The sequence below is a fragment of the Bacillus sp. FSL R9-9410 genome, assembly GCF_038050385.1.
Taxonomy (GTDB): domain Bacteria; phylum Bacillota; class Bacilli; order Bacillales; family Bacillaceae_G; genus Bacillus_A; species Bacillus_A cereus_U.
In genome coordinates, this window is the sequence record NZ_JBBOTV010000001.1 from 2,315,315 (window position 1) to 2,328,427 (window position 13,113).

The window sequence follows — 13,113 nt, forward strand, 5'->3', positions numbered from 1 at the left end:
ACTTATTTGCTTTCCAAAACAGATTTTCTCTTCATCCATCTCCATAATCGTATCCACTTAACAAGCATTGTTTTATTTTGAACAGGTATTCGCTTATAAATATCGAAATATACAATAAGAAAAAACAATAAAATTGATTATTCTTTCGCTTCTTTGTCCATCCTTTTAAAAAATCTATTTTTTGGGAAAGGAGTTTTTATATGGAGAAACAGACTCTTTGGAAAAAATTCACAAAAAGCTCTGTAAACCTTGGTAAATCCAGCGTATATGAAAGTATTATTTTATTCTACACAATGAGAAAAAAAGAGTTACCTACTAAAGCGAAATTCATAATATTAGCCGCTTTATCTTATTACGTATTAACTATTGATTTCATTCCAGATATAGCTGCTATTATTGGGATTGGCTTATTAGATGATGTTTTAGCAATCGCTATAGCGCATAAATTTGTAATGCGCCATGCAGACGCTGAAATTCGAGAAAAGAGTAGAATAAAAATGGAGTCATTATTTACTTCAGTTCAGACGTGACTTAAAATAGTTAGTCATTTACCTACCTTTTCTAGTTTCAACTAAAGCCAACCCTTAATTAACGTAAACTCTATGCACCCCACTGAATATTATCCTTCATCAATTGCGCTTTTACAGGATAAATCCTATCATAAGCATAAGAAATTCTCTTAGCTCTCAAGCTGTAGACAAATAGGGTGTCAGCACTTATTCCTAAGTTCCGACACCCTATTATTCGTTCTTATAACTATCTATTATGCAGTTGATTCCAATAAAGGAATATAGACAATAATAGTGCAGGTATTTTATACAGTTACATGCGTCCCCCTATACAAAACTGCGATTGCCACTGTTATAAGAATCATCCCCATAAAAGCAGGTGCGGCATGACCAAGTGATACATAAATTTGCCCTCCAATAATTGGACCAATCATTCTTGCCAAAGCTTGAATAGATTGGCTTCCACCTTGAATCCTTCCTTGTTCACTAGAATCGACAGACTTTGAGAGCATCCCATTGAATGAAGGTCCGAAAATTGAATCACCAAAGCCAAACATTAACATTCCAATGATAAGAAGAGGATATTGGGAAAACAAAGCAGATGCGGCAATAAAACTGTAGCCAATAATCTCCGAAACCATCCCAAGAATTGCTATTTGTTTATCACTAAGCTTGATCAAAAGCTTTGGCATTATAAAAGCTTGTGAAATGATGTCTTGAAAGCCCATAATTGAAAACATAAGTCCGATTAGTGCAGGCTTCCAGCTAAAAGTATCCATCGTAAATTGTGTGAAAATTGCTTGTAAAGATCCGTTAGGTATCCAAAGTAAAAACGCTGAGACAAGTAACCATTTTAAGTTTTTCATGGAAAGTATGTTTGCAAGCTGTGCAAAAGGATTTAACCTTACAAAAGTAATCTCTTTCAACCTATTATTTTTGTCAAGACTCTCAGGCATATATTTCATCCCATATAAAACATTTAATAAAGTTATGAGCGCTCCAAAATATAAAGGTACAGAATGACCAAACTTGGCAAGTAATCCCCCAAGAGTTGGACCAATGATGGTTCCTACACCTACCACCGCACTCACCCATCCAAAGTATTTCGTTCTCTGTTCTGGAGGAATGATATCTGCAAAATATGCGAAAATTGTACTTATACTCCCGCCTGTTATACCTTCTATTATGCGTCCAGCAAATAGTACCCATAAGGCCCCTCCTATACCAAAAACTAAGTACCCGATTGCAGAACCGAAAAGGCATATTAAAAGTAATGGACGACGGCCATATTTATCGCTCAAAGCTCCGAGTACAGGAGCAGCGAAAAACACGCAGACAGCATAAACAGAGGTCAGTAGCGTAACAACTAGAACCTGTTCTTCCGGACTACTTATATAAGGCTGCACTAAGAATGGCACTACAGGCATAATGATACTGAAACCTATACCACAAAGAAATACAGAAATAAGGCCGAATATTAAAGCATGTTTATCTATGTTTTTTTCAGTTTCGCTTTCATTTTGTGATCTAAAAATAGACATTTAACTTCTCTCCTTAAAACATTTTGTTGCTTCGTCAACAAAATAATAACTCTGTTTTGTTGATTAGTCAACAAAAATACAATAATAAAAAGGTAGCCTTACTATGAACAGGCTACCTTTTTATTATTTAAATGTATCCCGCATGAACGGGAAAATAAGTTAGTTTTCGGGATTAACTACCCGTAAAAGCCCGAATGCTTCAACTTTATTATGACTTAATATGTATACCTTGTTTCTTTATTTCTGCATCCAAATGCCTACTATACTTTTCCACGAAGTTAATTATACTGTCGAATTCTGCCTCGGTTACTTGCTCAAATACAGCTTTATCCCGCTCTTGAAACTCATTGTGCAACTCTTCGTGAATTTTATATATTTCTTTCCCTTGTTCAGTAAGCCTAAAATAGATCTCTTTTTTATTCTCTGATTTCTGGTAACTTTCGATAAGGCCTTTTTTTATGAGCTTCTTAGTCATTCTACTTATTGCACCGCGAGTCACATAAAAAGCCTCTGCAAGTTGTGTCACGTTAGAATCTGTATTGTTTTCAATATATTCAATGCAATGTACTTCAGAAGACTTAAAACCCTTCAGACCTGCTTCCATCTTATCCTTATTTAGCCAAACCATCTTATTATATAATTCCCTGAAACCGTTCATGACCTGTTCTTCCTTACTCATGGCCTATCCTCCTAACAGCTCATTCATACATTAAAACCATTATATTAAATTTCCGTTTCTGTTTCGACAATATTGATATAATTATTTGAGTTATCTTTGAATATAGACGATTACATATAATAATTTACTATACAGTAGACAAAAAGTAAGAGCTAAGATTAGTTTTCTTAGCTCTGCTTTCATAAAATTTATGTTATTTAAATACTATTTCACTTCATTAGCTACAAAAAATTGCTCACAAACACTTGATATACGTTGCAAGTCTACGTTTCCACCAGATATAACGGCTACTACTTTTTTTCCTTTTATATATTGATCAACTTTCCCTGCAAGTAGAGCAGCAGTAGCTAATGCACCTGCACCTTCTACAACGGCTTTACCACGCTGTAATAAGTCTTTCATCGCTACTTCTAATTCACCTTCTGACACTGTTACAATATCATCTACTAATTCTTTTACAACTTCAAAAGTTAAATCGCCTGGTATTTTAACTGCGCAACCATCTGCTATAGTAGGTGCCTCATAATGTTCTACAATCGTGCCTTTGTCATAAGATGCCTTCATCCCATGAACATTTTCTGCTTGTACACCAATTATATTAATGGATGGATTAAAAGATTTTAATGCAACAGCAATTCCAGAAATAATTCCACCTCCGCCAATTGGTACAATGACCGTATCAACATCCCACATATCATCAAGAATGTCCAAACCAATTGTACCTTGACCAGCCATTACCTCTACATCATCGTATGGATGTAAGTATGTTTCACCTGTTTCCCTAATAATCTCCTCACATTTTGCCTTCGCATCATCAAAAGTTTCACCATATAAAATCACTTCTGATCCGTATCCTCTAGTTGCTTCAACTTTCGCCTTCGGTGCAGAAATCGGCATCACAATTTTACTCTTAATACCAAGTAAATGAGCAGATAAAGCAACTCCTTGCGCATGATTACCAGCGGAACAAGCAATTACGCCTCGCTCTTTTTCTTGATCTGTCAACTGTGACATTTTATTAAACGCACCACGAAATTTAAAAGAACCCGTTAATTGCATATTTTCTAATTTTAAGTGAATTTCTCCGCCTGTTTTACTAGTCAAATAAAATGATTTTACTAAAGGAGTTTTACGAGCATTTCTGTCTAAAATGTTTTGAGCTTTTTTAATGTCTGCTATATGTAATGGTAGTTTTTTAGTTATCATGCTAACACCTCTTCTAATAATTTATAATCTACTGTTTGTCTCATTTTTAAGTTTTCGTAAGTAATAATCCCTTTATACGCAACCAACTATGTTCAAAAATCATTGCTCATATATGTACGCCATTCTTTAATGTACATCTGTGTAAACAATTCAACATCCTTTTCATATCACGTTCTTTGTAATGATTCAGGCATGCAATTTGGATCCAGTTATTCTTTTGTAAATACGCTGATTCATAATGAACAATATATCCTTGTAACGCTAACGCATCACCTAGCGCCTTAGAAGACTGATCTTCATTTAATTGAATGGTAACTATAATTGGCGCGGCATGTTCTTTAGGTGAAACAAGATTTAAACCCATATTAGTAATAGCTTGTTCAATATATGTATACGTCTCTTTTATTTTTTCAAATACCATTTCATCTTCAAATATTTTTAATGCTTCTTGCAATGCATAAATTAAATTCCATGAATGGAAGTATGGGATACTTTCATTTTCTTCGTACATACCAATGTCCATATAAGCAGGTACTGCCTCGTTTACTTTTACAATGTGGTTATGAAAAACGAAAGATAATCCTGTATATGATTTAATCGCTTTTCCGCTAACACCACTTGCAAAATATACATCCTTCAAATTTATTGGTATTGCTCCAATTGAGCTTATACAATCTACACATAGTTTCATTTGATATTTTTTACAAAGAATGTTTAGTTCTTCTAAATTATTTAACATTCCAGTTGATGTTTCATGGTGAACAAACCAAAGCCATTCATAATTTCCAGTTGCCATTATTTTTTCTAATTCTGTATAAAGAAACGGCTCTGCCATTTCTTTTTTATGCGTATCATAATGTAATTGCGCACGTGTTGCATGTCCCACTAACCTATTTCCAAATTCCCCATTTGTTAAAACTAGTCCTTTCCCTTTTAAAGAATTCAACTGTAAAGCAATGGCATCATTCGCTAACGTCCCTGTTCCTAACATTATTTGCACACGTTTTGCTTTTGTCATTTGCAGTAAACGTTTTTTTACATTTTCCATTGTCACTTGAAATGACTTAGAACGATGCGAAATAGGCTTAGTAGAAAATGCCTTTCGAACATTTTCTTCAATATCCACTGGACCAGGTAAAAACGTATATTCTTTCGTCATAATACCCCCAACACTCGACTCTTCAAACATAGCTGGGGTAACATACATTGGCTGGAAGGCTGCTTCTTCAGTACCAACTAACGTATGGAAAGATTTGAATCCCATTTGCTCATATAAAGGTAGTTCACGTGTTGTAGCAGAAATGAGTGCCAATTCATATCCATTTAGAAGCAAATAACGATGTAAAAAGCGAATTAAACCTAACAATGCTCTTCCATTTCGATATTCACGTTCTACTGAAAGTAAACGAATTTCATATACATTTTCTCCATGTTCTTGCAAATAAAAATCTAGATTTGGAATTTTATAATCTAACGAGAATGGTCGTTTTCCTCGCAATGCAACCATACCTACTAACTTATCGTCATCTAAACAAATTAAATATGTATTTTCTTCATGGAAACGATCTATACGAACACGATCTTTCGTTTCTTCATGTTGCGGAATTTCTTCTACAAATGTTTTATAATTCAATTTATGTATACTTTCAAATTCCCAAGCTTGATCAGCAACTTTATAAATTAACCCCATGTTGTATCTCCTTTATGTATTTAATAAAAATTATAAGTGGAGATTAACTCCACTTATTAAAAGTTCATTTCATTCTCGATTTACATATAAAATAAGTACAATGATAAGTGCACTTAAAATAGTCGTAACAATAGAGTAAGAATACAAAATCATGCAAACTGGTAAACAAGCGATTGTAATTAGTCCGGGCTTAGTAAATCCTTTAAAGATTAAATAAAATATAATGAAAACAGCAATAAGAGTAAGCGCTATCAAATAATCAAATGCAATTAATCCTCCAATAAATGTTGCAATGCCTTTTCCACCCTTGCCTTTAAATAAAATTGGGTAAATATGTCCAAGTATAACAGCCAGTAAAGCTAACATTACAAATGTAGAATCTTCAAAAAGGTATTTTGCAATAGAAACTACGATTGCCCCTTTGATCGCATCACCTAAAAATGTAGCGACGAAATACCCTTTTCCATATACGCGCCCCATATTTCTTGCGCCAGGATTACCACTTCCTTCTTCACGAATATCAACATTATGTTTCCATTTCGTTACTATATAAGCGGTCAATATGTTTCCAAATAAATAAGAAGCCACCAAATACAAAAATTGCATACTATTAATCATGTAATCATTCACTTTCTACATGGGAGTACTTATACAATATTCAATGACTATGTATATTGTACTTTTTCTTGCTTTACATCCCTTTGTATATTTTAACATCATATTTTTACAAATCATACAAAAATTCTCATACTTCTATTTTATAAAATATACACCCTTCATTAAATGATATGTTCCTTTCACTGCCATTTCTGATGGTGATACGAATATAACTTCTCCCATACTTTTCTCACAGCATTTCTTAAATTCAGCATATATCTCAGGAACGAAACGCAATATACTGCCACTTACTGCAATTAAAGGTGATAAATCAAACTGCATCTTGTTGTAAATATTCACCGTAATTATCGTTAATTCCTTAGCCGCTTGCAGAATAATTTTATGTGCATCATCATTCCCATTCCTCGCTTCCTCTATAATTAATGGTGCAATTGCTGCAACTTTATCTTTTGAAGAACTATATACTAGTCTTTTTATATGAGATGATGTTAAAAGTCGAAACTCGTCTTGAATCCTTAAGCTTAATGGACAAAGTCTAACTCCTTGATCAAATTGATTTGCCATTCTCTTTAAACCTTGTAACGCAATCCAATATCCGCTTCCTTCATCGCCTAAAATATGTCCCCATCCACCACTATACTCGTACACTTCGTCTTTCTTTCCTATACAAATTGCACCTGTACCACCTATAGTTAATATTCCATTCTTACCTTTTAAAGCAGCTGCATGTGCAATCATTGCGTCATTAAAAACTTCAATTTTCGTTTCATATTTCTTTATTAATCGTAATGTTAATTCATTTGTATTCGCTCCACTTATACCCGCTAACCCTAAACAAATACAAACGCAGTGCCCATCTATTAAAGCTTTCTTGCATTGATCGATCGCCTCCATAATATGCGAAACTGCTTTTTCATAATCTATTAATATATTTCCAAACCCACTCGTACCTCTTACAACTTCGTTTCCGTCTTGATCAAATGCAATTGCTTCTGTCTTCGTGCCCCCACCATCTACTCCAATCATATATTTCATATGTTCGCCTCATTTTCATCATCTTATTGGAGGGAATGTTATATTCCCTAAAACTACAGATTGCTTTGCACCTGTTGCGCTTGGCACATTACTCGGATTACGATGATGCGTTTCGTTTGCTAATATCGCAAAGGCGATTGCTTCTTTCGCCTCTGAAGAATAGCCTATATCTTCTTGAATGAATATCGCGCACTTTTCTTCCTTCAATCCATTTCGTATCATTTCAACAAGTGTACGATTATAACTGCCCCCACCACCTAAAATTACTTCATCGATTTCATAATACGGCAGAATAAACTCCTTATAATGATGAACAATTGAACTTGCTGTAAACATCGTGACAGTCGTCAAAAGATTTTCTTTACCATGCTTTTCAAACCGCTTCAATAATTCACTTACAAACTCTTCTCCAAACTGTTCTCTACCAGTTGATTTCGGTGGATTCATTTTCAAAAATGGATGGTTCATACAATATGTCAAAATTTCATCTACAACTACTCCTTGTTTTGCAATCCTACCATTTTGATCATATGGCAACTGAAATAATCTTTGACATACATCATCGATTACCATATTTCCTGGGCCAGTATCAAAAGCAATTACACTCTTATTACTTCGTTTACTTGGAATCACTGTAACATTACCAATCCCGCCAATATTTTGTAGTAATCTATTTTTAGTTTGATGACGATACAAAATGACCTCTGAATATGGCACAAGTGGTGCACCTTGTCCCCCTGCTGCCATATCCATCGTTCGAAAATTAGAGATAACCGTAGTGTTCGTTTCATATGCTATAACTGCTGGTTCTCCAATTTGCAATGTCGAAGAAATACTATTGCCTTCTTGCTTTGGCTGATGATAAATCGTTTGTCCGTGAGAACCTATTAAATCTAATTGTTCCAATGACAAATCAGCCTTTTTACAAACTTCCTTCACAGCATTGGCAAAACATAAACCAAGCTTAAAGTTCAAACTGCATATCAATTGAACATTAGATGTATCAATTGATAAAGCCTGCTGTATCTCATTTTTTATATCCTTACAAAATGGAACAGTAGTAAAATGAATGAGTTCGACTTTAGAATCTACACCGTTTCCTTCTATATGAACGAGCGCTACATCTATTCCGTCTAACGATGTACCGGACATTATCCCTGCAATATACATAATATGCATGCCCCCTATTCACTAAAAAACAATTATGTAAGTAAACAACGTACAACCTACAGAAAACAATATAAATCTAATAAACAACTGGACTTTCGATACAAATGTGCCATCAATGAAAGAAACAACGATCGTAAGCAAAACACTTGCCACAATACTTGTAACGAGCCATATACTATGCATTTGTGATAGATTTAGCATTCTTAATAAAGGTACTAAGAGTAAATTCGCACATATTACTCCAAACAATAATATAAATACACCTTTATAACTAAATTTTATATTCATTCCTTTACACCTTCTTTCAGTTTAATATGAAAGAAGTGATAGACAAAAAGTCTATCACTCAAAATAACAGTATAAAGCTTAAGGACTAACAGATTCCCCGTCACCATTCTTTTCAATTTCAAGCATATTTTTGTCATACATTTTAAAGAATGGTAGGTAAATAAGGAATGATATTGCTATGTTTATAAAAACTAATACTACTGCACGCCAATCTCCACCTGTGGCTAAATACGCGCCAATTGGAGCTGGTAATGTCCACGGCGGCATAATATGTGTTGGCGTTACAAATCCCATCGCAGTTGCTGAATATGCAACAGTTGCTGTTACGAGTGGTGTAATGATAAACGGGATAATTAAAATTGGATTTAGTACAATCGGTAATCCGAAAATAACAGGTTCATTAATATTAAAAATACCAGGCACAATACAAGTTCTTGATAATGCCTTCGAATATTTTGATCGACCAAATACAATCATAGCTAATACAAGTCCTAACGTCGCACCAGAACCACCAATCCATATAAACCATTGGTATAATGGTTCTGGTGAAATGAATGGCAACTGATTTGCTCCACTAGCAACTGCTTCACCATTTTTCCCTAAATATACTTCCCATAATGGCCGGGCAACAGTTCCAACAACCGACACACCATGGATTCCGAATGACCAAAAAAATGTAATTAAAAATACTGGAATGATTACACCGAAGTAACTATCACCAGCTTTTACTAACGGTGCCGCTAATTTATCAACTACATGATGTAAATCAATACTAAAAACGACAGTTACTAAACTCATTAAAATAATTACGAATGCAGCAGGTATAAGTGCTTCAAACGAACGTGAAACAGACGGCGGTACTTGTTCTGGCATTTTAATCATTACATTTTTCGTCTTACAAAATCTTAAAATCTCTACTGATAAAATAGATACGATCATCGTTACAAATAATCCATGCCCCCCGAGATTTGTCATCGGAAGCATAAATCCTTTTTTATCGATTAATTCGGGCGTCAATGTTAAAAGTAGTGAGCATACTGCTAACTGTGCCCCTGATAAAGCATCTAACTTATAACTTTTCGCTAAATTGTATCCTATACCAAATGCTATATATAAAGACATAATAAACATCGTTAAACGATATGGTATTAATATACTTGTTTGATTTTTCAATGCCCAAACTGATATGAAACTATCTTTCGGTAATGGTGGAAATGCTACTATTAAAAAGAAACTCCCTACGATAATAAATGGTAACGCCGAAATAACTCCATCACGGATTGCTTGTAAATGCCTCTGTTCAGAAAGCCTTGCCATCGGTCCAGATAAGTTTTTATCAAGAAACGTGACAAACTTATTCATAACGCTTCCCCCTAACTAACTAATTAATTCATTTACAGTTTTTAATAAAGTCGGTCCACCAAGCGGCGTGTATGCTTGCGGCGGAATAATACCGCACGGAATAGATTCTTGTTCTGTAAGTTTTTTTACAGCGTCAAATCGATGTCTAACTTGAGGTGCAACCATTACAACATCCCAACCATTCTGTACTTCTTCCTCCACCTCACTTGTTCCAATAGCATGCACTTCCATGTTCATACCTTTTTTCTCTGCTTCTTTTTTTAAAGCGTTTACAACAATTGCGCTGGACATTCCTCCAGAACAAACGAATAAAACTTTCATTATTGAATCCTCCTATACTTATAAATTGTTTCTTTCAAATGAAAGAAAGTTTCACTTTACTAACAAGCATATGAAGAAATGAAACGATTTAGTTATACTGAAAGTAAATTTCACTAAAAATATTTTTCCTATTAAATTAATGTTTCAATACTTATTTTTCTCAATTGCAGGGCCAACCTAACATCATATATTATTTTAAATAATCGTATAATAGGGAGGCGTATAAATGATTATGAAACGTTTAGTAATGATGTGCTGTATCGTCATATTGTTTACTCCTTTCTCTTTCATTTCCCCTCACTCTACTTATGCTGAAGTAAATACTACTTACAAAAAACATGAATTACGCGCTGTATGGCTAGCATCTGTTCTCAATATTGATTGGCCTTCAAAAACTGGCTTACCTATTGAAAAGCAGAAACAAGAATTTATAAGACTATTAGACGATGTAAAAAACACTGGTATGCATGCAGTCGTTGTACAAATTAAACCGACTGCTGATGCTTTCTATCCTTCAAATTACGGTCCTTGGTCTGAATACATTACGGGTACACAAGGAAAAGACCCTGGATACGACCCGCTCGCATTTATGATTGAAGAAGCACATAAAAGAAATATAGAATTCCACGCATGGATTAATCCATACCGAATAACGATGAATCACACTGATATAAATCGATTATCAAATAATCACCCTGCAAGACAACATCCCGATTGGGTTGTACCTTACGGCGGGAAGCTATATTACAACCCTGGTATTCCAGATGTGAAAAACTTTATAACGGAAGGCGCTTTAGAAATCGTAAAAAATTATGATGTTGATGCAATTCATATGGACGATTATTTTTACCCTTATAAAGTAGTTGGCGAAGAATTTCCTGATCAAAAAACATTTGAATCATATAATAATGAGAATTTTTCAACTATCGAAGATTGGCGTCGCAATAATGTAAATGAACTCGTAAAAGGTTTAAATACTGCTATAAAACAAGAAAAATCATACGTAAAATTTGGCATTAGTCCATTTGGCGTATGGCGAAATATAGCTGACGATCCAACTGGCTCTAATACAACCGCAGGTCAAAGAAACTACGATGACCTGTATGCTGACACACGTGAGTGGATACAAAAAGGGTACATTGACTACATTACACCTCAAATATATTGGAATATAGGTTTCATACCTGCTGCATATGATATATTAGTAGATTGGTGGGTAAAAGAAACAAATAACAAACCGATTCACCTATACATCGGTCAAGCGGCTTATAAAATAAATAACAACTCTGTGCCTGCTTGGTCTGAGCCAGAAGAATATCCAAAGCAAATCGCTTTAAACCATCAATATCCACAAATAAAAGGTAGTATGCATTTCAGTTTAAAAGATATAAATAACAATCCACTTGGAATTAAAGATAGACTCTCAAAAGACATATATAAACACCCTGCATTAATTCCACCTATGCCTTGGCTTGATCATGATCCACCAAAACAACCTACTTTAAAAGGTGCCATTCCAAGAGATGAAGGTATTGCTGTGGGAATAATTGACAATAGAGATAATGACTCTTCTTATTACGCCATTTACCGTGGGAATGGAAAAAATGAAGTGGATATACAAAACCCAAAACATTTACTTACTACTGTAAGAAAAACAAAACTTGGAGAAATTTACGTAGATAAAACGGCTATTTCTGGAGAAACGTATACGTATGTGGTAACTGCAGTTGATCGATTGCATAATGAAAGCATTCCTTCTAGTTTTACTACCGTTAAGGCAAAATAAAATCTCAAAAAAAACGCCTTAAAGCTGAGAAATACTTAGCTTTTAAGGCGCCTTTTTTATTTATTCTTAAACTTCTCTGTCGCTGCTCTCATCTTCACATTCAAATCGTGATCAATGGCGTCACGAATATCACGCTCTACTACTTCCATTTCTTTTTGGAAATTTTGCAAGTATATTTTTAGTTCTTCTTCTTTTTCAGGACGTTGTGACGGAGGTAATTGCACCACTAAAGATAACATCGCTGTTAAATCTTTCATTAAGAACGTTTCAAGTTTATGTTGTTGTTCAAACATTCGTTGTTCTTGATAGTACGGAAGTGCATTTAATACTGAAATTGTAATGTCATCAACCGTTCTTTGTAGTGAAGGATTAATCGAGCGTTTATATGCTTGAATTGTATTTAATGCATCTGGATATCGATCATAGAAATACAATTTATAAAACGATAAATCTGTCGGTTTAACAGTTTGCTGTGATTCTTGTCTCAAGAAATCTTTCACTTTCATTGTTGCAATATCAATATCTTCATTCGTAAGCTTTTTCGTTGTTTTTGCCATCACATGCACTTTTTTCTGCTTTTCTTTCGGTAACATTGAGAAAACTTGCTCTCTCGTACGTTGGCCCGATGAACAGAAAAGTGTATTTAATGTATTTTGTTCTTTTTTCCCTTCTGTACGAATCCAGCGATAAAAGAGTGGGTGCTGCGTAAATTCTTGTAAAAACGGTGTTGATTTGTTCGATAATTTTTCAATAGAATCTTGCGCTCTCTTATATGGTTTCGTCCATGAAAAATAAAGTTTACGTCCGAAGTATACAACTAAAACAACGACAGTAAATGCGATTAAAAGTAATGACCCTAATAGTAATAATACTCCTTGAATGAAACTCATTTTTTCACCTCCTCTAAT

General features: G+C 34.4%; 13 protein-coding genes. 2 read left to right on the forward strand and 11 right to left on the reverse strand.

Annotation, left to right across the window (positions count from 1 at the left end; all coding sequences use genetic code 11):
- Positions 1–200: 200 nt before the first annotated feature.
- Entirely contained in the window at positions 201–530 is a 330-nt protein-coding gene (locus MKX77_RS12085) for a YkvA family protein (protein ID WP_341306757.1), read from the forward strand.
- 284 nt (positions 531–814) lie between these two features.
- Here MKX77_RS12085 and MKX77_RS12090 read toward each other — a convergent pair whose 3' ends face one another.
- The 10 genes from MKX77_RS12090 to MKX77_RS12135 form a co-directional block, all read right to left on the reverse strand.
- Positions 815–2,050, reverse strand: a complete 1,236-nt coding sequence (locus tag MKX77_RS12090) for an MFS transporter (RefSeq protein WP_341306758.1) — start codon at positions 2,048–2,050, stop codon at positions 815–817.
- A 208-nt stretch (positions 2,051–2,258) separates the two neighbouring features.
- Positions 2,259–2,729: a MarR family transcriptional regulator gene (locus MKX77_RS12095; RefSeq protein ID WP_341306759.1), complete on the reverse strand. Its 471-nt coding sequence runs from the start codon at positions 2,727–2,729 to the stop codon at positions 2,259–2,261.
- Positions 2,730–2,933: 204 nt separating this feature from the next.
- Positions 2,934–3,935, reverse strand: a complete 1,002-nt coding sequence (gene tdcB, locus MKX77_RS12100) for a bifunctional threonine ammonia-lyase/L-serine ammonia-lyase TdcB (protein ID WP_341306760.1) — start codon at positions 3,933–3,935, stop codon at positions 2,934–2,936.
- Positions 3,936–4,041: 106 nt separating this feature from the next.
- A complete protein-coding gene (locus tag MKX77_RS12105; RefSeq protein ID WP_341306761.1) occupies positions 4,042–5,625 on the reverse strand; it encodes an aminotransferase class V-fold PLP-dependent enzyme in 1,584 nt (527 codons plus the stop codon).
- A gap of 69 nt (positions 5,626–5,694) precedes the next feature.
- Positions 5,695–6,243, reverse strand: coding sequence for a glycerol-3-phosphate 1-O-acyltransferase PlsY (gene plsY, locus MKX77_RS12110; protein WP_341306762.1), 549 nt, complete (start codon positions 6,241–6,243; stop codon positions 5,695–5,697).
- A 135-nt stretch (positions 6,244–6,378) separates the two neighbouring features.
- Complete coding sequence (locus MKX77_RS12115) at positions 6,379–7,278, reverse strand: BadF/BadG/BcrA/BcrD ATPase family protein (RefSeq protein ID WP_061689423.1); 900 nt, start codon at positions 7,276–7,278, stop codon at positions 6,379–6,381.
- Between the two features lie 18 nt (positions 7,279–7,296).
- A complete protein-coding gene (gene anmK / locus MKX77_RS12120; protein WP_341307957.1) occupies positions 7,297–8,448 on the reverse strand; it encodes an anhydro-N-acetylmuramic acid kinase AnmK in 1,152 nt (383 codons plus the stop codon).
- Between the two features lie 21 nt (positions 8,449–8,469).
- On the reverse strand, positions 8,470–8,736 hold the full coding sequence (locus MKX77_RS12125; RefSeq protein WP_341306763.1) for a hypothetical protein: 267 nt from the start codon (positions 8,734–8,736) through the stop codon (positions 8,470–8,472).
- Positions 8,737–8,814: 78 nt separating this feature from the next.
- Positions 8,815–10,098: a PTS sugar transporter subunit IIC gene (locus tag MKX77_RS12130; protein ID WP_085311089.1), complete on the reverse strand. Its 1,284-nt coding sequence runs from the start codon at positions 10,096–10,098 to the stop codon at positions 8,815–8,817.
- 15 nt (positions 10,099–10,113) lie between these two features.
- Entirely contained in the window at positions 10,114–10,419 is a 306-nt protein-coding gene (locus MKX77_RS12135; RefSeq protein WP_341306764.1) for a PTS sugar transporter subunit IIB, read from the reverse strand.
- Between the two features lie 226 nt (positions 10,420–10,645).
- Between MKX77_RS12135 and MKX77_RS12140 the strand changes: the two genes are divergently transcribed.
- Positions 10,646–12,205 (forward strand): glycoside hydrolase family 10 protein, encoded by a 1,560-nt coding sequence (locus MKX77_RS12140; RefSeq protein WP_341306765.1) that lies wholly within the window; start codon positions 10,646–10,648, stop codon positions 12,203–12,205.
- A 56-nt stretch (positions 12,206–12,261) separates the two neighbouring features.
- On the opposite strand, the gene MKX77_RS12145 is transcribed toward MKX77_RS12140, so the two are convergent.
- Positions 12,262–13,095 (reverse strand): DUF3974 domain-containing protein, encoded by an 834-nt coding sequence (locus tag MKX77_RS12145; RefSeq protein ID WP_341306766.1) that lies wholly within the window; start codon positions 13,093–13,095, stop codon positions 12,262–12,264.
- Between the last annotated feature and the right edge of the window lie 18 nt (positions 13,096–13,113).

What these genes read in the sequence shown, in the direction of transcription:
- MKX77_RS12085 (WP_341306757.1), top strand. Translation starts at nt 201, where the DNA reads ATGGAGAAACAGACTCTTTGGAAAAAATTCACAAAAAGCTCTGTAAAC.
- MKX77_RS12090 (WP_341306758.1), bottom strand. Translation starts at nt 2,050, where the DNA reads ATGTCTATTTTTAGATCACAAAATGAAAGCGAAACTGAAAAAAACATA.
- MKX77_RS12095 (WP_341306759.1), bottom strand. Translation starts at nt 2,729, where the DNA reads ATGAGTAAGGAAGAACAGGTCATGAACGGTTTCAGGGAATTATATAAT.
- tdcB (WP_341306760.1), bottom strand. Translation starts at nt 3,935, where the DNA reads ATGATAACTAAAAAACTACCATTACATATAGCAGACATTAAAAAAGCT.
- MKX77_RS12105 (WP_341306761.1), bottom strand. Translation starts at nt 5,625, where the DNA reads ATGGGGTTAATTTATAAAGTTGCTGATCAAGCTTGGGAATTTGAAAGT.
- plsY (WP_341306762.1), bottom strand. Translation starts at nt 6,243, where the DNA reads ATGATTAATAGTATGCAATTTTTGTATTTGGTGGCTTCTTATTTATTT.
- MKX77_RS12115 (WP_061689423.1), bottom strand. Translation starts at nt 7,278, where the DNA reads ATGAAATATATGATTGGAGTAGATGGTGGGGGCACGAAGACAGAAGCA.
- anmK (WP_341307957.1), bottom strand. Translation starts at nt 8,448, where the DNA reads ATGTATATTGCAGGGATAATGTCCGGTACATCGTTAGACGGAATAGAT.
- MKX77_RS12125 (WP_341306763.1), bottom strand. Translation starts at nt 8,736, where the DNA reads ATGAATATAAAATTTAGTTATAAAGGTGTATTTATATTATTGTTTGGA.
- MKX77_RS12130 (WP_085311089.1), bottom strand. Translation starts at nt 10,098, where the DNA reads ATGAATAAGTTTGTCACGTTTCTTGATAAAAACTTATCTGGACCGATG.
- MKX77_RS12135 (WP_341306764.1), bottom strand. Translation starts at nt 10,419, where the DNA reads ATGAAAGTTTTATTCGTTTGTTCTGGAGGAATGTCCAGCGCAATTGTT.
- MKX77_RS12140 (WP_341306765.1), top strand. Translation starts at nt 10,646, where the DNA reads ATGATTATGAAACGTTTAGTAATGATGTGCTGTATCGTCATATTGTTT.
- MKX77_RS12145 (WP_341306766.1), bottom strand. Translation starts at nt 13,095, where the DNA reads ATGAGTTTCATTCAAGGAGTATTATTACTATTAGGGTCATTACTTTTA.